This is a genomic window from Micromonospora sp. CA-244673 (assembly GCF_050948395.1).
Lineage (GTDB): Bacteria > Actinomycetota > Actinomycetes > Mycobacteriales > Micromonosporaceae > Micromonospora.
Window position 1 is genome coordinate 713,125 of the sequence record NZ_CP192019.1, and the last position, 16,626, is coordinate 729,750.

The 16,626-nt window shown below is 72.7% G+C and carries 16 protein-coding genes and 1 pseudogene; 13 read left to right on the top strand and 4 right to left on the bottom strand.

Features of this window, described 5'->3' with window-relative positions; all coding sequences use genetic code 11:
* The first annotated feature begins 89 nt into the window (after positions 1–89).
* The 7 genes and pseudogenes from glmU (at position 90) to cysN (ending at position 7,491) form a co-directional block, all read left to right on the top strand.
* Positions 90–1,559 (top strand): annotated as a pseudogene (glmU, locus tag ACQP12_RS03625) (bifunctional UDP-N-acetylglucosamine diphosphorylase/glucosamine-1-phosphate N-acetyltransferase GlmU).
* Between the two features lie 52 nt (positions 1,560–1,611).
* The gene (locus ACQP12_RS03630) at positions 1,612–2,592 is read left to right on the top strand and encodes a ribose-phosphate diphosphokinase (RefSeq protein WP_154229876.1); all 981 of its coding nucleotides are present in this window, start codon (positions 1,612–1,614) and stop codon (positions 2,590–2,592) included.
* A 296-nt stretch (positions 2,593–2,888) separates the two neighbouring features.
* Positions 2,889–3,581 carry a 50S ribosomal protein L25/general stress protein Ctc gene (locus tag ACQP12_RS03635; protein ID WP_357940777.1) on the top strand — a complete coding sequence of 231 codons (693 nt, stop codon included), beginning with the start codon at positions 2,889–2,891 and terminating at the stop codon, positions 3,579–3,581.
* 97 nt (positions 3,582–3,678) lie between these two features.
* Positions 3,679–4,269: an aminoacyl-tRNA hydrolase gene (gene pth / locus ACQP12_RS03640; protein WP_357940779.1), complete on the top strand. Its 591-nt coding sequence runs from the start codon at positions 3,679–3,681 to the stop codon at positions 4,267–4,269.
* 92 nt (positions 4,270–4,361) lie between these two features.
* Positions 4,362–5,195 carry an inositol monophosphatase family protein gene (locus ACQP12_RS03645; RefSeq protein WP_357940781.1) on the top strand — a complete coding sequence of 278 codons (834 nt, stop codon included), beginning with the start codon at positions 4,362–4,364 and terminating at the stop codon, positions 5,193–5,195.
* A gap of 80 nt (positions 5,196–5,275) precedes the next feature.
* Positions 5,276–6,187, top strand: coding sequence for a sulfate adenylyltransferase subunit CysD (cysD, locus tag ACQP12_RS03650; protein WP_433285006.1), 912 nt, complete (start codon positions 5,276–5,278; stop codon positions 6,185–6,187).
* Positions 6,187–7,491 carry a sulfate adenylyltransferase subunit CysN gene (gene cysN, locus ACQP12_RS03655; RefSeq protein WP_357940785.1) on the top strand — a complete coding sequence of 435 codons (1,305 nt, stop codon included), beginning with the start codon at positions 6,187–6,189 and terminating at the stop codon, positions 7,489–7,491. The genes cysD and cysN overlap by 1 nt, the downstream gene beginning before the upstream one ends.
* Positions 7,492–7,550: 59 nt before the next feature.
* Here cysN and galK read toward each other — a convergent pair whose 3' ends face one another.
* Together galK and galE are read right to left on the bottom strand one after the other, a co-directional pair.
* Complete coding sequence (gene galK, locus ACQP12_RS03660) at positions 7,551–8,717, bottom strand: galactokinase (protein WP_433285008.1); 1,167 nt, start codon at positions 8,715–8,717, stop codon at positions 7,551–7,553.
* Positions 8,714–9,643: a UDP-glucose 4-epimerase GalE gene (galE, locus tag ACQP12_RS03665; RefSeq protein ID WP_433289111.1), complete on the bottom strand. Its 930-nt coding sequence runs from the start codon at positions 9,641–9,643 to the stop codon at positions 8,714–8,716. The genes galK and galE overlap by 4 nt, the downstream gene beginning before the upstream one ends.
* 227 nt (positions 9,644–9,870) lie before the next feature.
* Here galE and ACQP12_RS03670 point away from each other — a divergent pair, with 227 nt between their 5' ends.
* The 6 genes from ACQP12_RS03670 to ACQP12_RS03695 all read left to right on the top strand — a co-directional run bounded on the left by ACQP12_RS03670 (position 9,871) and on the right by ACQP12_RS03695 (position 14,427).
* Entirely contained in the window at positions 9,871–10,896 is a 1,026-nt protein-coding gene (locus tag ACQP12_RS03670; RefSeq protein WP_357940791.1) for a hemolysin family protein, read from the top strand.
* A gap of 33 nt (positions 10,897–10,929) precedes the next feature.
* Positions 10,930–11,955 (top strand): tryptophan--tRNA ligase, encoded by a 1,026-nt coding sequence (trpS, locus tag ACQP12_RS03675; protein WP_433285011.1) that lies wholly within the window; start codon positions 10,930–10,932, stop codon positions 11,953–11,955.
* 41 nt (positions 11,956–11,996) lie between these two features.
* On the top strand, positions 11,997–12,554 hold the full coding sequence (locus tag ACQP12_RS03680; RefSeq protein WP_433285013.1) for a 2'-5' RNA ligase family protein: 558 nt from the start codon (positions 11,997–11,999) through the stop codon (positions 12,552–12,554).
* A gap of 57 nt (positions 12,555–12,611) precedes the next feature.
* Positions 12,612–13,544, top strand: coding sequence for a YihY/virulence factor BrkB family protein (locus tag ACQP12_RS03685; protein WP_357940797.1), 933 nt, complete (start codon positions 12,612–12,614; stop codon positions 13,542–13,544).
* Entirely contained in the window at positions 13,541–13,915 is a 375-nt protein-coding gene (locus tag ACQP12_RS03690) for a GntR family transcriptional regulator (RefSeq protein WP_313723154.1), read from the top strand. The genes ACQP12_RS03685 and ACQP12_RS03690 overlap by 4 nt, the downstream gene beginning before the upstream one ends.
* 74 nt (positions 13,916–13,989) lie before the next feature.
* A complete protein-coding gene (locus ACQP12_RS03695) occupies positions 13,990–14,427 on the top strand; it encodes a hypothetical protein (protein WP_433285016.1) in 438 nt (145 codons plus the stop codon).
* 4 nt (positions 14,428–14,431) lie between these two features.
* Here ACQP12_RS03695 and ACQP12_RS03700 read toward each other — a convergent pair whose 3' ends face one another.
* Both ACQP12_RS03700 and ACQP12_RS03705 read right to left on the bottom strand, forming a co-directional pair.
* Entirely contained in the window at positions 14,432–14,794 is a 363-nt protein-coding gene (locus ACQP12_RS03700) for a VOC family protein (RefSeq protein WP_357940803.1), read from the bottom strand.
* A 161-nt stretch (positions 14,795–14,955) separates the two neighbouring features.
* On the bottom strand, positions 14,956–16,590 hold the full coding sequence (locus tag ACQP12_RS03705) for a glycoside hydrolase family 13 protein (protein ID WP_433285018.1): 1,635 nt from the start codon (positions 16,588–16,590) through the stop codon (positions 14,956–14,958).
* Between the last annotated feature and the right edge of the window lie 36 nt (positions 16,591–16,626).

A 16,626-nucleotide genomic window follows, 5' to 3' on the forward strand; every position in this document is an offset into this window, starting at 1 on the left:
GAGACTGTCGCCGTCCCGACTGGAGCCACGTCGTGTCCCAGCCCCACCTCCGCACCGTTGTCGTGCTCGCCGCCGGTGAGGGCAAGCGGATGAAGTCGGACCTGCCCAAGGTGCTGCACCCGCTGCTCGGCCGTACCCTGCTCGGTCACGTGCTGGCCGCGGCCGCGCCGCTCGGCGCGGACCGCCAGGTGGTCGTGGTCGGTCACGGCGCCGACCAGGTGCGCGCGCACCTGGCCGAGGTCGCCCCGGCGGCCACCCCCGTGCTCCAGGAGCGTCAGCTCGGCACCGGACACGCGGTCCGGATCGCGCTGGACGCGGTCCCGGAGGCCGCCGGCACGGTCGTGGTGATCAACGGGGACGTGCCGCTGCTGCGGCCGGAGACCGTGGTGGCCCTGGTCGAGGCGCACGAGGGCGCCGGCGCGGCGGCGACCGTGCTGGCCGCCGAGGTGCCCGACCCGACCGGCCTGGGCCGGATCGTCCGGGACGTCGAGGGGCGGCTGGCGCAGATCGTCGAGGAGCGCGACGCCACCCCGGAGCAGCGCGCGTTGCGGGAGATCAACGCGGGCATCTACGCGTTCGACGTGGCGCGGCTGCGGGACGCGCTGGGCAAGCTCTCGACCGACAACGAGCAGGGCGAGGAGTACCTCACCGACGTGTTCGGCCTGCTGCGGGACGCGGGGGAGCCGGTGGCGGTGCACTGCGCGGCCGACCACGTGGAGACGCTGGGCTGCAACGACCGGGTCGAGCTGGCCGCGTTGCGCCGGCTGCTGCGGGACCGGGTGAACGAGGGTTGGATGCGGACCGGGGTGAGCATCCTGGACCCGCACACCACCTGGATCGACGTGACGGTGACCGTCGAGCGGGACGCGGTGCTCGACCAGAACACCCAGCTCCAGGGTGCGACGGTGGTCGGCGCGGGCGCGCTGGTCGGCCCGGACACCACGCTGGTGGACACCACGGTGGGCGCGGGCGCGAGCGTGGTGCGCAGCCACGCGGTGGGCGCCGAGGTGGGCCCGGAGGCCAGCGTCGGGCCGTACGCGTACCTGCGGCCGGAGTCGCGGCTGGGCCGCAAGGCGAAGGTCGGCACGTTCGTGGAGACGAAGAAGGCCGCCATCGGCGAGGGTTCGAAGGTGCCGCACCTGTCGTACGTGGGTGACGCGACGATCGGCGAGCACAGCAACATCGGCGCGGCGACGGTGTTCGTCAACTACGACGGGGTGCGGAAGCACCACACCACGATCGGCAGTCACGCGCGTACCGGGGCGGACAACATGTTCGTGGCGCCGGTGCGGGTGGGTGACGGGGCGTACACGGCGGCGGGCTCGGTGATCATTTCGGACGTGCCGGCGGGTGCCATGGCGGTGGCCCGGGGTCAGCAGCGCAACGTCGAGGGCTGGGTGCTGCGCAAGCGGTCCGGCACGGCGGCCGCGGAGGCGGCGCAGCGGGCCCGCGAGGGTGCGTCGGACCCGGCCGGTGCCGCAAGCGAAGGTGACTGAATCCACGGGGGGCCGGAGACCGTGGGAGGACCGGTGAACGCGGGGGATACTGCAACCGAATAGTCCCCGGCTCACCGCCGCCGGGAACCACCGACATACGGGAGCAGACGGGCCCATGGGCAGCATCGTCGCCGAAAACCGCAAGAGCCTGATGCTCTTCTCCGGACGGGGTTTTCCGGAGCTGGCCAAGGAGATCGGTGAGGTGCTCGGCGTCGCGCCGACTCCCTCCGACTCGTACGATTTCGCCAACGGGGAGATCTTCGTACGCTTCAAGGACTCGGTACGCGGTTCGGACGCCTTCGTGGTGCAGTCCGTGACGCACGGGGTCAACACCTGGGTGATGGAAACCCTGATCATGGTCGACGCGCTGAAGCGTGGTTCGGCCAAGCGGATCACCGTGGTCCTGCCGTTCTACCCCTACTCGCGGCAGGACAAGAAGCACCGCGGCCGGGAGCCGATCTCGGCGCGGCTGGTGGCCGACCTGCTGAAGACCGCGGGCGCGAACCGGATCCTGACGGTCGACCTGCACACCGCGCAGATCCAGGGCTTCTTCGACGGTCCGGTGGATCACCTGTTCGCCATGGACGTGCTGGCCGAGTACGTGGAGCACAGGTACGCGGGCCGGCCGATGACCGTGGTGGCGCCGGACTCGGGCCGGGTGCGGGTGGCGGAGCGGTGGACGGACCGGCTGGGTGGCTGCCCGCTGGCGTTCATCCACAAGACGCGGGATCCGCTGAAGCCGAACCAGGTGGTGGCGAACCGGGTGGTCGGTGAGGTCGAGGGCCGGGTCTGCCTGATCGTCGACGACATGATCGACACCGGTGGCACGATCACCAAGGCCGCCGACATCCTGAAGGAGTCGGGCGCGGCGGAGATCGTGGTGGCCTCCACCCACGCGCTGCTGTCGGACCCGGCGACGGAGCGGCTGAAGAACAGCCCGATCAGCGAGGTCGTGGTGACCAACACGCTGCCGCTGCCGCCGGAGAAGCAGCTCGACAAGCTGACCGTGCTGTCGATCGCCCCGCTGCTGGCCCGGGCGATCCGGGAGGTCTTCGACGACGGCTCGGTGACGACCCTGTTCGGTGGCCTGAGCTGAGGTCCGGCGCCTGCCGGCGGTGGCCGTCCGAGACGGTCGCCGCCGGTGGGAAAGTTGGCCTGCGGGGTGTCACCGGCGGTGATATGGGGACTGCCGGATAGCTCGGAAATCCCTCGGGTAGACTGGTGCGGTTGCCACGGCGAGGGTGCCCGGCGGGCCGCTGAAAAGCACCGCACGGAGGCGCCGTCATCGACGCGGTGCTCCGGGCGGTCGTTCATGACCTTGAGCCCCAGCGAGCCCCTCGCCCAGCACCGCCAGACGACAAGCCGCCGCAGCGAAGCATCAGGAGTTTCCCCGTGTCCGAGGTAAAGATCAGCGCCGAGCCCCGTACCGAGTTCGGCAAGGGTGGTGCCCGTCGTACCCGCCGGGCCGGCAAGGTGCCCGCCGTGCTGTACGGCCACGGCGAGAAGCCCAAGCACATCGCGCTCCCGGCGCGTGAGTTCGCCGCCGCGATCCGCAAGGGCGGCGCGAACCAGCTCTTCGCGATCGAGGTCAGCGACGGCACCCAGGTGCTGGCGCTGCCGAAGGCGATCCAGCGTGACCCGATCAAGGACACCTTCGAGCACGTGGACCTGCTGCTGGTCCGCCGGGGCGAGAAGGTCACCGTCGAGGTCCCGGTCCAGCTGACCGGTGAGGCCGCCAAGGACACCCTGATCGTGCACGACCACGACACCCTCACGGTGACCGCCGACGCCACCAAGGTGCCGGACCACCTGGAGGCTTCCATCGAGGGCGCCGAGCCCGGCACCCAGATCACCGCCGCCGACGTCGAGCTGCCGGCCGGTGTCGAGCTGGTCGCGGACGGGGAGCTGCAGGTCGCCTCGGTGACCGCCGCCCCGACCGCCGAGCAGCTCGAGGCCACCCTTCCCGAGGTGGAGGTCGCCGAGTCCGAGGCCGAGGCCGAGGTCGGCGAGGAGACCGCCGAGGCCCCGGAGGGCGCCCCGGCCGAGGGCGAGCCGGCTGCCGAGGAGCCGAAGACCGAAGCCTGATCGTTTCGCAGGCTGTGCGACAGGCGTCCCCGGTTGCCGGGGGCGCCTGTCGGCGTATCGGAGACGGGCCGGCGGGGCCGGGCGGAAGGGACGTGTGGTGACGGACGAGGCGGGGCCGTGGCTGGTGGTCGGCCTGGGCAACCCCGGTCGGGAGTACGCGGGGAACCGGCACAACGTCGGCTTCATGGTGGCGGAGCTGCTGGCCGGCCGGCTGGGCGGGAAGTTCGGCCGGCACAAGCGGGCGGTGGCCGAGGTGGCCGAGGGGCGGCTGGGTTTCGGCGGCCCGAAGCTGGTGCTGGTGAAGCCGCTGACGTACATGAACCTCTCCGGCGGCCCGGTGGTCGGGCTGGCGCAGTTCCACAAGATCCCGCCGGGGCGGGTGATCGCGGTGCACGACGAGCTGGACATCCCCTACGGTCAGCTGCGGGTGAAGTGCGGCGGCGGCGAGGGCGGCCACAACGGCCTGCGCTCGATGTCGAAGTCGCTGGGCACCAAGGACTACGTGCGGGTGCGGTTCGGCATCGGCCGGCCGCCGGGCCGGCAGGACCCGGCTGACTACGTGCTGTCGGACTTCTCCGCGGCCGAGCGCAAGGAACTGGAGTTCCTGGTGGACCGGGCGGCGGACGTGGTGGAGTCGGTGGTCACCAAGGGTGTGGAGCCGACGCAGAACCTCTACCACGGCGCCTGAGGCGCCGGGCGGGGCATCCCGGGCGGGCCGGTCCGGTGCCGGTAGTCTGCGCCTTCTGACGTGCGAAGGCGGGCGACGGGAGCGGTAACACCATGGGCAGTCCTCCGATGATCGATGGGGCGTTCGCCCGCTGGTTGGCGGCCCGGGCCGGGCAGGCGCTGATGGGCCTGCGCGCGGAGCTGGGCTTCGCCGACGCGGGGGCGCTGAAGTCGGCCGGGGACAAGGTCTCGCACGATCTGATCCGCACCGAGCTGGCGAAGTGGCGGCCGGCGGACGCGGTGCTGTCGGAGGAGGACGAGGGCTCCCGGCTGGCCTGGACGGCCGAGGTGAGCAGCGACGCGGTGTCCCGGCTGAACGCCGACCGGGTGTGGATCATCGACCCGCTGGACGGCACCCGGGAGTTCGCCGAGGAGGGCCGCTCGGACTGGGCCGTGCACGTGGCGCTCTGGTCGCGCAGCGCGCCGACGCCGCACGGTCTGGTCGCGGGCGCGGTGGGGCTGCCGGCCCAGCACCGGGTGCTGGGCACGGACTACCCGCCGGCGTACCCGCCGATGACCCTGGAGGCCGCCACGGCGGGCGGCGCGAGGACCATCCGGTTGGCGGCCAGCCGTAGCCGTCCGCCGGTTTTCCTGACCGATCTGGCAGAGGACATCGGCGCGCATCTGGTTCCGATGGGCTCGGCGGGCGCGAAGATCGCCGCTGTGGTCACCGGCGAGGTCGACGCGTACATCCACGCGGGCGGTCAGTACGAGTGGGACTCCGCCGCTCCGGTCGCTGTGGCGACGGCCACCGGACTGCACGCTTCCCGGATCGACGGATCTGCGCTGAAATACAACGAGGCCGACCCACGCCTGCCCGACCTGCTGGTCTGCCGCAAGGATCTCGCCAGCCGGTTGCTTGCAGCGCTGCAGAGGCATTCCGGGTAGCCTGAGCGTTCTTCTTCACGAGTCCGACCGGAAAGGTCTGGAATCCCGATGTGCGGATCCGAGCGAATCGAGTTCGTGTCATGACGGCCACCGCCGCGTACCAGGTGTCGCATCTGGACGCTCTCGAGGCGGAGAGCATCTTCGTGATGCGAGAGGTCGTCGCCGAGATGGAGCGCCCCGTGCTGCTCTTCTCCGGCGGCAAGGACTCGATCGTGATGCTCCGGTTGGCCCAGAAGGCGTTCGCCCCGGCCAACATTCCCTTCCCGGTGATGCACATCGACACCGGGCACAACTTCCCCGAGGTTCTCGAATACCGGGACCAGCGCGTCGCCGAGCTGGGTCTCCAGCTCATCGTGGCCAGCGTGCCGGAGGCCCTCACCAAGGGGCTGGTGCGCGAGTCGGCCGACGGCATGCGCAACCGGATCCAGACCCCGGTGCTGCTCGACGCGGTGGAGAAGCACCGCTTCGACGCGCTGTTCGGCGGTGCGCGCCGGGACGAGGAGAAGGCCCGGGCCAAGGAGCGGGTGTTCAGCTTCCGCGACGAGTTCGGCCAGTGGGACCCGAAGAACCAGCGCCCCGAGCTGTGGGCGCTCTACAACGGCCGGCACCACCCGGGCGAGTCGATCCGGGTGTTCCCGCTCTCCAACTGGACCGAGCTGGACGTCTGGCACTACATCGCCCGGGAGCGGATCCCGCTGCCGTCGATCTACTACGCGCACCAGCGCGAGGTGATCGAGCGCGACGGCATGCTCTACGCGGTCAACGAGTTCTTCCGGGGCCGCGCCGGTGAGCAGCCGTTCAAGGCCCAGGTGCGGTACCGGACCGTGGGTGACGCCTCCTGCACCGCGGCGGTCCGCTCGGACGCCGACACGGTGGAGAAGGTGATCGAGGAGGTGGCCGCCACCCGGATCACGGAGCGCGGCGCGACCCGCGGCGACGACCGGGTCAGCGAGGCCGCCATGGAGGACCGCAAGCGGGAGGGCTACTTCTGATGAGCGTCGAGACTGTTGCGCCGGCCGAGGCCGACGCGTCGGCCCGGCCGATGGACCTGCTGCGGTTCGCCACCGCGGGCAGCGTCGACGACGGCAAGTCGACCCTGATCGGCCGGCTGCTGTACGACACGAAGTCGCTCTTCACCGACCAGCTCGCCGCGGTGGAGGCGGTCAGCGCGGCCCGGGGCGACGAGTACACCAACCTGGCGCTGCTCACCGACGGCCTGCGCGCCGAGCGGGAGCAGGGCATCACCATCGACGTGGCGTACCGCTACTTCGCCACGCCGCGGCGGAAGTTCATCATCGCCGACACCCCGGGGCACATCCAGTACACCCGGAACATGGTCACCGGCGCCTCCACGGCCGACCTGGCGCTGATCCTGGTGGACGCGCGCAAGGGCCTGGTGGAGCAGTCCCGCCGGCACGCGTTCCTCTGCTCGCTGCTGCGGGTGCCGCACCTGGTCCTGTGCGTGAACAAGATGGACCTGGTCGACTGGTCGCAGGAGGTGTTCGAGCAGATCGCCGACGAGTTCACGGCGTTCGCCGCGAAGCTCGACGTGCCGGACCTGACCGTGGTGCCGATCTCCGCGCTGCAGGGCGACAACATCGTCACCCGCTCGGAGAACATGCCCTGGTACGAGGGCCCGTCGCTGCTGCACCACCTGGAGCGGGTGCACATCGCGTCGGACCGCAACCTGGTCGACGTCCGCTTCCCGGTGCAGTACGTGATCCGGCCGCAGTCCACCACCGTCACGGACTACCGGGGCTACGCGGGCCAGGTGGCCTCGGGCGTGCTCAAGGCCGGCGACGAGGTGATGGTGCTGCCCTCGGGCTTCACCAGCCGGATCGCCGCCGTGGAGACCGCCGACGGCCCGGTGGACGAGGCGTTCCCGCCGATGTCGGTGACCGTCCGGCTGGCCGACGAGATCGACATCTCGCGCGGCGACATGATCTGCCGGCCGAACAACGCCCCGGCCGTCGCGCAGGACATCGAGGCGATGATCTGCTGGATGGACGAGACCCGCCCGCTGCAGGTCGGCGGCCGGTACGCCATCAAGCACACCACCCGCTCGGCGCGGGCGATCGTGCGCGGGCTGCACTACCGGCTGGACGTCAACTCGCTGCACCGCGACGAGACGGCCGGCGAGCTGAAGCTCAACGAGATCGGCCGGGTGCGGCTGCGGACGACGGTCCCGCTGCTGGCCGACGAGTACCGGCGCAACCGCACCACCGGCGGGTTCGTCATCATCGACGAGGCCACCAACCGCACGGTCGGCGCCGGCATGATCGTCGAGGCCGGCTGACCACTGCCCACGTGTGAGGAAGGGCCCCCGGTCGACCGACCGGGGGCCCTTCCTCGTCGTCAGTCGAGGCGGGTCGCGCCGGGGGAGGGGAGAACGGTGAGCGTGCCGGGCGCGGCGAAGCCGCGGTCGGCGTACGCGGCCGTCACGGCGGCCGCCACGGCGTCGGCGGCGTCCGCGTCGACCAGGGCGAGCACGCAGCCACCGAAGCCGCCGCCGGTCATCCGCGCCCCGTACGCCCCGGCGGCCAGGGCCGCCTCGACCGCGGTGTCGATCTCCGGAACGGTGATCTCGAAGTCGTCCCGCATCGAGGCGTGCGAGGCGGTCAGCAGCGGGCCGATGTCGCGGACCCGGCCGGCGCGCAGCAGCTCGACCGTGTCGAGCACCCGCTGGTCCTCGGTGACGACGTGCCGGACCCGGCGGCGGGTCTCGTCGTCGTCGAGGCGGGCCAGCGCGGCGTCCAGGTCGGCGGTGGCGACGTCGCGCAGCGCGGCCACCCCGAGCGCCTCGGCGGCCCGCTCGCAGGACTTGCGGCGGGCGGCGTACTCGCCGTCGGCGTGCCGGTGCGGGGCGCGGCTGTCGACCACCAGCACGGCCAGCCCGGCGGCGTCCAGGTCGAACGGGATCTGCTCGACCTCCTCGGTGCGGCAGTCGAGGAAGAGGGCGTGCCCGGACCGGCCGCGGATCACCGCGGACTGGTCCATGATGCCGGTGGGCGCGCCGACGTAGTCGTTCTCGGCCCGCTGGGCGAGCCGGGGCCGGCGGTCGGCGGGAAGGTCCAGCCCGCCGAGGTCGACCAGGGCGGCGAGCACCGCCGCCTCGATGGCCGCCGACGAGGAGAGCCCGGAGCCGACCGGCACGTCGGAGGCGATGGCCAGCCGGGCGCCGGGGACGTCGTGGCCGGCGGCGCGCAGCGCCCAGACCACCCCGGCCACGTAGGCGGCCCAGCCGTCGACGCGGCCCGGCTCGTCGGCCTCGGCGGGCCCGAACTCCACCGGCTCGTCGTCCAGCTCCGACCAGACGGCCCAGCGCCCGTCGTCGGCGACCGCCGCGGCGACCACGGTACGCAGCGGCAGCGCGAAGGGCAGCACGAACCCGTCGTTGTAGTCGGTGTGCTCGCCGATCAGGTTGACCCGGCCGGGAGCCGCCCAGCGGCCGGCCGGCTCCGCGGCGTACCGCTGCCGGAAGCCGGCGGTGGCGCGGGCCGCGACGTCACTTCCCACGCTCATTGCTGTCCCAGGATGTGCGTGCGGTAGAACTCCCACGCGTCGCCGACCATGTCCTGGAGGGTGGGCTTCTCCGGCACCCAGCCCAGCTCGGCGCGGGCCAGCGCGGAGGACGCGACCAGCTCGGCGGGGTCGCCCTCGCGACGCGGGGCCACCTCGACCGGCACCGGGTGCCCGGTGACCTCGCGGACCACCTCGATCACCTGCCGGTTGGTGAAGCCGTTGCCGTTGCCCAGGTTGTAGATCCGGTGCCGGCCCCCGGTGGCCGCGTCGAGAGCCAGCAGGTGCGCGCGGGCCAGGTCCGCGACGTGGATGTAGTCGCGGACGCAGGTGCCGTCGGCGGTCGGGTAGTCGTCGCCGAAGAGCTGGAGCTTGTCGCGCCGGCCGGCGGCCACGTCGAGGGCGAGCGGGATGAGGTGGGTCTCGGGGTCGTGCCGTTCGCCGATGGTCCGCCCGTCGTGGCGGTAGGCCCCGGCCACGTTGAAGTAGCGCAGCGAGACGGCGGCCAGGTCGTGCGCGACCGCCTCGGAGGTGAGCGCCATGTCGACGGCCAGCTTCGTCGCCCCGTAGGTGTTGGTGGGGGCCTTGACGGCGGTCTCCGGGATGGGCAGCTCGGTGGGGTTGCCGTAGACGGCGGCCGTGGAGGAGAAGACCAGCCGGGGCACCCGGGCGGCGCGGACCGCGTCGATCAGGGCGAGCGAGCCGACCGTGTTGGTCTGCCAGTAGAGCTCCGGCTTGACCATCGACTCGCCCGCGGCGATCAGGGCGGCGAAGTGCAGCACGCCGTCGAACCCGGCGTCGGGGGTGAGCACCCGGGCGGCCTCGTGGATCGGCAGGTCGACGTGGGTCGCCTCGGGGGCGAGCGCCTCCCGATGACCGGTGCGCAGGTCGTCCAGGACGGTCACCTGGTTACCGTGGTCGAGCAGCATCCGGGTCACCACGCTGCCGATGTAACCGGCGCCGCCGGTGACGAGCAGTTTCACGTCGCTCCTCCTGCCTGGCCGCGCGCCGCGGCGGCCGTCCGTGATCACCCTAAGGCCGCGGGCGGTGTCGCGGCTGCGGGTGGGGCGTCCGCTATTCCATCATAATCCTTCATGATTGAACAGATCCGAACATCGCCCCGGCTGCCCGGCGCCCGCTGTCTACCATCCTTGTCATGCGGGAGGGAGGTGGTCCCGGGCCCCGGCGACGCCCGCCGGGGCGGCCGAGACGCGAACCCGGACCCGTGGCCCGCACCGTGGCCCGGCTCGTGGTGCGCGCCGCCGACGGCGCCACCCGCCTGGTCACCGACCTGCTCGGGGCCAGCCCGACCGCCGGCCGGGAGCGGATCAGCGAGGCCGAGCTGCGTGACCTCGTCGCGGCCAACACGGTGCTCGACCCGGACGAGCGGCGGATCATCGACGAGGTGCTGGTGGCCGGCGCGCGGCTGGTCCGCGAGGTGATGGTGCCGCGCACCGAGGTGGTCTTCCTCGCCACCGGGCTCACCGTGGCCGAGGCCGAGCGGCTGGTCCGCGCCGAGCCGCACACCCGCTACCCGGTGGTCGACGGCACCCACGACGACGTGGTCGGGTTCGTCCACCTGCGCGACGTGCTGCTGCGCCCCGAGCGGGACCCGCGCGCCACGGTCGGCGAGCTGACCCGCGAGGTGAAGCGGCTCCCGGGCAGCAAACGGGTGCTGGCCGCGCTCACCGAGATGCGCCGGGAGGGCCACCACCTGGCCGTGGTGGTCGACGAGTACGGCGGCACCGCCGGCATCGTCACCTGCGAGGACCTGGTGGAGGAGCTGGTCGGGGAGATCCACGACGAGGACGACGTCCCGCCGGACCCGGCCCACGCCGGCCTGCCCGCCGTGGTCGACGGCCGGCTCAACCTGGCCGACTTCGCCGAACGCACCGGGGTGCCGCTGCCCGCCGGGCCGTACGAGACGGTCGGCGGCTTCGTGATGGCCGCCCTCGGCCGGCTGCCGGTCACGGGCGACGAGGTGCCGGTGGCCGTCGACCCGGACGACGCCGGCGGACCCGACCCGGACGACCCGCCCGGCGGCTGGCTGCTGCGGGTGGTGGCCCTCGACGGGCGGCGGGTGTCCCGCCTCGCGGTCTCCACGGTCCGCCTGCCCGAGCCCCGGCGCGAGGTCACGGCCCCGCTCCCGCCCGTGTCCACCCGACCCACCGGCCCGTCATGACGGACGCCGGGGCTTGCTGACAGAATTGCCGGCATGTCCGACGTACCCGCCCGCCCACGCGTCTTCTCCGGCATCCAGCCGACGGCCGACTCGTTCCACCTCGGCAACTACCTGGGCGCGGTACGGCACTGGGTGGCCCTGCAGGAGAGCCACGACGCGTTCTACTGCGTGGTGGACCTGCACGCGATCACCGCGGGGCACGACCCGAAGGTGCTCAAGCAACGCACCCGGGTCGCCGCCGCGCAGCTCTTCGCGGTCGGTCTCGACCCCGAGCGCAGCACCCTCTTCGTTCAGTCGCAGGTGCCCGAGCACCCGCAGCTGGCCTGGGTGCTCGGCTGCGTCACCGGCTTCGGCGAGGCGAGCCGGATGACCCAGTTCAAGGACAAGTCGCAGAAGCAGGGCAGCGAGCGGGCCAGCGTCGGCCTGTTCACCTACCCGATCCTCCAGGCCGCCGACATCCTGCTCTACCAGGCCCACGCGGTTCCGGTCGGCGAGGACCAGCGGCAGCACCTGGAGCTTTCCCGCGACCTGGCCCAGCGGTTCAACTCGCTGTTCGGCCCCACCTTCACGGTGCCCGCCCCGCACATCGTCAAGGACACCGCGAAGATCACCGACCTGCAGGACCCGACGGCCAAGATGTCGAAGTCGTCCTCCTCCCCGGCCGGCATCATCGACCTGCTGGAGGATCCGGCCCGCTCGGCCAAGAAGATCCGCTCGGCCGTCACCGACACCGGGCGTGAGATCGTCTTCGACGCCGAGGGCAAGCCGGGCATCACCAACCTGCTCACCATCTACTCGGCGCTCTCCGGGCGCGGCATCGACGACCTCGTCGCCGCGTACGACGGCAAGGGCTACGGCGACCTGAAGAAGGACCTCGCCGAGGTGGTCCGGGAGTTCGTCACCCCGATCCAGGAGCGCACCCGCGCCTACCTCGACGACCCGGCGCAGCTCGACAAGCTGCTCGCGCAGGGCGCCGAGAAGGCCCGCGCGGTCGCCGCCGCGACGCTGCACACCGCGTACGAGCGGATCGGCTTCTTCCCCCCGGTCCGGTTCGAGTAGCGGCCCGGCGGGAACGGGTGTCGCAATCGGTGGCCGGAGGGATGGCGCACAGCGTGGATGGCAGGGACGGGGCACCGGACGCCGGTGACACCATCCAGATCGGGATTGCGGTCGACATCCCGGAGCCGTGGGGCGGGATGCTCACCCGCCGGCGGATCGAGGCGGGCGACCCCCAGGCCGTCCCGGCGCACGTCACCCTGCTCGGTCCCACCGAGATCCCGGTGCGCGCGCTGCCGGCCGTCGAGGAGCACCTGACCCGGGTGGCCGCCACCCACCTGCCGTTCACCCTGCACCTGCGGGGCACCGGCACGTTCCGGCCGGTCACCCAGGTGGTCTTCGTGGCGGTGGCCGCCGGGATCAGCGAGTGCGAAGTGCTCGCCGCGGCCATCAACGCGGCCCCCGAGCTGCACCGCGAGGCGCGCTTCCCGTACCACCCGCACGTCACGGTGGCCCAGGACGTGCCGGCGGAGGTGCTCGACAAGGCGTACGAGGACCTGGCCGACTTCTCCGCCCTCTTCGAGGTGGAGGCGTTCACGCTGTTCTCGCACAGCGGGGCCGCCCGGTGGCAGCCCCGCCGCGACTTCCGCCTCGGCGGCTGAGCTGAGCACGCGGCCGGCCTGCCTCCCGGGAGCGGGCGGATCGGTGAGGATGGCGGGGTGAACGTCATCGGCCGGATCGAGGCGGCGCTCGGTCGCCGCGTCGACGCGGCCCGGGCCCGGTCGTCGGTCTTCGACCACGTGTGGCGGGCCGGCACGCTCTACGCCGACCTGCTCGCCGGGCGGCTGGCCGCCGCCATCGCCTACTACGGCTTCTTCGCCGTGTTCGCGCTGGCCCTGGTCGGCTACTGGATCTTCGGCGCGGTCCTCCAGGGCAACCACGAGGTCAGCAACGCGGCCGGCGACTTCCTGGAGGGGAACCTGCCGTTCCTCGACACCACGCAGATCGCCGAGAGCAGCAACACGGTCGGCGTGGTCGGCCTGGTCATCCTGGTCTTCACCGGGATCGGCTGGGTCGAGGCGATCCGCTCCTCGCAGCGGCTCATGTACGGCTTCAACCAGCAGCCCGGCAACCTGGTGGTCCGCCGCCTGGTCGACCTGGGCGTGCTGGTCGCGGTCTTCGTGCTGCTCGGCGTCTCGGTGGCCGCCGTGGACGCGCTGGAGTCGCTGCTGCGCTTCCTGCTGCGCAGCACCGGGTCGGTGGGCCTGACCACGGTCAGCGCGGTCCTCAGCGTGGTGGTCAACGCGGTGCTGGCCACCGCGCTGCTGGTGGCGGTGCCCCGGCTGCGGATGAGCCGCCGCCGGCTGCGCCCCGCCGTGTTGGCGGTCGCCATCGGCATCACGCTGCTCAACACCGTGGGGCGCTACTACGTGGTGCGCACCGAGCGCAACCCCGCCTACACCGTGGTGGCCACGGCGGTGGGGCTGCTGCTCTACCTCTACCTGCTCAACCAGATGGTGCTCTTCGGTGCGGCGCTGGCCGCCACCAGCCGCTACGGCCGGGTGGTGGACCTGGCCGAGGGCGGCGGGCGGGACGTGGACGTGGAGGTCGACGAGGCGACCGACCCGGGAACGCCGGGAGGGGCGGGATGAGCACGCGGATCCGGATCGAGCAGGACTCGGCGGTGCCGCCGTACGAGCAGGTGCGCGGGCAGTTCGCCGCGATGATCGGCGACGGTCGGCTGCCGGTGGGCACCCGCCTGCCCGCGGTCCGGCAGCTCGCCGCCGACCTGGGCCTGGCCGTGAACACGGTGGCGCGGGCGTACCGGGAGCTGGAGTCCGCCGGGCTGGTGCAGACCCGCGGCCGGCACGGCACCGTGGTGGCCCCCGGGCGCGACGACGCCACCGACCGCCTGCACCGCGCCGCCACGGCGTACGCCGCCGAGGCGCTCCGCCTGGGCGTCCCGCCGGACCGCGCCGTCGCCCTGGTCCGTGCGGCTCTGGACGCCGGTACGCACGGGTGAGAGCGACCGCCGGAGAGGGGGGAGTTGGCGTGAATGAGGCGCACGTCCGTGCCGCGACCGACCATGATGGGCCGGTGGGCGCACTCGTGACACTCGACCTGCCGGACGACTCGCCGATGCTGGGCCTGCCGTGGATCATCACCTTCGGCCCGCTCGGCGACGACGACGAGTGGGAGCCGGTGGTCTGCGGCCCGTACGAGCGGCCGCACGCGCTCGCCCTGGCCGAGGCGGTGGTGGCCGAGGAGCAGCTCATGGCGGTGGTGGAACCGCTGCTGCCGGCGCTGACGCCCGAGGAGATCCGCGGCGAGATCGCCGCCGCGCAGATCGCCGCCGAGGACGAGGCCGCCCAGGTCGACCAGGCGGACCTCTACGGCGACTTCGAGGACGTCATCGACGACGAGCTGGAGCTGGCCGCCGAGCGGGAGCCGGAGCCGGCGGCCCCGCCCAGCCGGGACGAGGTCCGGGCCGGTCTCGCCCGGATCGCCGAGCTGCTGACCGGCAGGGGAGCCTGAGGGGTCAGCTCGGCGGCCCGTTGAGCACGCAGAACTCGTTGTCCTCCGGGTCGGCGAGCACCACGAAGCCCTCGGTGCCGGTCTGCCCGACGTCGACGCGCCGGGCGCCGAGCCCGATCAGCCGGTCGACCTCGGCCACCGGGTCCCCGTCGGAGACCAGATCCAGGTGGAGCCGGTTCTTGCCGCGCTTCGGGGTGCCGCTGCCCTGCAACCAGACGGTCGGGCCGGAGCCGCCGGGCGGTGGATAGAGCTTCGCGCTGCCGTCACGGCCCTGCCGGACCGTGTAGCCGAGGGTGGCTGACCAGAACCCGGCCATCCGGTCGACGTCGCTGACATCGAGCGTGTACTGCGCCATGTGTGCGGTCATCACCACGTGGTACCCCACGGTCCCAGATGGACACCGACCCCCCGGGAACGAGTCCCCGAGGGGCCGGTGCCACCTCACCCCCCACCACAAGGGGTCGGTAGCCCAGCCGCCCGTCGGCGCGGGGCACAACGGACGACCAGGTCAATGGCGGGTTACCCGGCTCAGCGCCGTTCGAACCACGCAGCCGCGTCCACCGGCAGAACGTGCCCGTCGCCCCGCTCGGTGACCTCCGCGCTGGCGACGACCGGCCGGCCGTGGCCGGCGACCATCACCTCCGCGCCGCTGAGGTTGACCACGCAGGTCAGCTCGGCGTCCCCGGCGGCGCGGCGGAACGCCAGCACCCCCGGTTCGGTCTCCAGCCAGGTGATGCCGCCGGTGCCGGCCAGGGCCGGGTGCTCGTGCCGGATCCGCAGCGCGGCCCGGTAGAGCTCCAGCGTCGAGCCGGTCACCCCGGCCTGGGCCGCCACCGAGAGGGCCTGCCAGGTCGCCGGGGCCGGCAGCCAGCTCAGCTCGCTGCCCTCCGGACCGAAGCCGTACGGGGCCAGCTCGCCGCTCCACGGGATCGGCACCCGGCAGCCGTCCCGGCTCTCGCCGGTGCGCAGGAACGCCGGGTCCTGCCGCAGCTCGTCGGGGAGGTCCAGCACCTCGGGCAGGCCCAGCTCCTCGCCCTGGTAGACGTAGGCGCAGCCGGGCAGGGAGAACATCAGCAGGGCGGCGGCCCGGGCTCGGCGCAGGCCGATCTCGCCGTCGCCGTACCGGGTGACGTGCCGCTGCCGGTCGTGGTTGGAGAGCACCCAGGTGGTCGGCGCGCCCACGATGGTCGACTCGGCGAGCGCCGTGTCGATCACCTTGCGGAACGAGTCGGCCGACCAGGTGGCGTCGAGGAAGTCGAAGCTGAACGCCTGGTGCAGCTCGTCCGGGCCGATGTAGCGGGCCAGCCGCTGCGGGGTCTCCGCCCACGCCTCGGCGACCGCCATCCGCCCGCCCGGGTAGCTGTCCAGGATCGGCCGCCAGGCGCGGTAGATGTCGTGCACCTCGTCCTGGTCGAAGTAGGGCAGCCGGCCCTTGCCCAGCAGCTCGGACTGGCGCTGGCCCGTTGTCATCGAGTTGAAGCCGACGTCCGGCAGCCCTTCGGCCTTGATCATCCCGTGCGCCACGTCGATCCGGAAGCCGTCCACGCCCCGGTCGAGCCAGAACCGCAGGATGTCCTCGAACTCGGCGCGCACCTCGGGGTGGCGCCAGTTGAGGTCGGGCTGGGCGGGGTCGAACAGGTGCAGGTACCACTGGCCGTCGGCTACCCGGGTCCAGGCGGGGCCGCCGAAGATGCTCTCCCAGTCGTTCGGCGGCAGCTCGCCCTGCTCGCCTCTGCCCTCGGCGAAGAGGTAGCGCTCGCGCTCGGCGGAACCGGGTCCGGCGGCGAGGGCCGCGATGAACCACGGGTGCGCGCTGGAGGTGTGGTTGGGCACCAGGTCCACGATGATCCGCAGGCCCAGGTCGTGCGCGTCGGTGATCATCGCGTCGAAGTCGGTCAGGTTGCCGAAGAGCGGGTCCACGTCGCGGTAGTCGGCCACGTCGTAGCCGGCGTCGACCTGGGGCGAGGTGTAGAAGGGGGTCAGCCAGAGGGCGTCCACCCCGAGCTCGCGCAGGTACGGCAGGTGCCGCCGGATGCCCTGGAGGTCCCCGACGCCGTCCCCGTTCGCGTCCGCGAAGCTGCGGACGTACACCTGGTAGACGACCGCGGACCGCCACCAGTCGTCGTCGGCGGTCAGCGGCGTGGGGCGGGGGGCGGAGGTCATCGGTGTGGATCCCCGTTCTGTGGCGCGGGACGGCAG

Excerpts from the sequence above, each read along its gene's own strand:
- ACQP12_RS03630 (WP_154229876.1), top strand. The coding sequence starts at position 1,612 with ATGGGCAGCATCGTCGCCGAAAACCGCAAGAGCCTGATGCTCTTCTCC.
- galE (WP_433289111.1), bottom strand. The coding sequence starts at position 9,643 with ATGCTGCTCGACCACGGTAACCAGGTGACCGTCCTGGACGACCTGCGC.
- ACQP12_RS03700 (WP_357940803.1), bottom strand. The coding sequence starts at position 14,794 with ATGACCGCACACATGGCGCAGTACACGCTCGATGTCAGCGACGTCGAC.
- cysD (WP_433285006.1), top strand. The coding sequence starts at position 5,276 with ATGACGGCCACCGCCGCGTACCAGGTGTCGCATCTGGACGCTCTCGAG.
- cysN (WP_357940785.1), top strand. The coding sequence starts at position 6,187 with ATGAGCGTCGAGACTGTTGCGCCGGCCGAGGCCGACGCGTCGGCCCGG.
- ACQP12_RS03705 (WP_433285018.1), bottom strand. The coding sequence starts at position 16,590 with ATGACCTCCGCCCCCCGCCCCACGCCGCTGACCGCCGACGACGACTGG.
- trpS (WP_433285011.1), top strand. The coding sequence starts at position 10,930 with ATGTCCGACGTACCCGCCCGCCCACGCGTCTTCTCCGGCATCCAGCCG.
- ACQP12_RS03670 (WP_357940791.1), top strand. The coding sequence starts at position 9,871 with ATGCGGGAGGGAGGTGGTCCCGGGCCCCGGCGACGCCCGCCGGGGCGG.
- ACQP12_RS03645 (WP_357940781.1), top strand. The coding sequence starts at position 4,362 with ATGGGCAGTCCTCCGATGATCGATGGGGCGTTCGCCCGCTGGTTGGCG.
- galK (WP_433285008.1), bottom strand. The coding sequence starts at position 8,717 with ATGAGCGTGGGAAGTGACGTCGCGGCCCGCGCCACCGCCGGCTTCCGG.
- ACQP12_RS03690 (WP_313723154.1), top strand. The coding sequence starts at position 13,541 with ATGAGCACGCGGATCCGGATCGAGCAGGACTCGGCGGTGCCGCCGTAC.
- ACQP12_RS03680 (WP_433285013.1), top strand. The coding sequence starts at position 11,997 with ATGGCGCACAGCGTGGATGGCAGGGACGGGGCACCGGACGCCGGTGAC.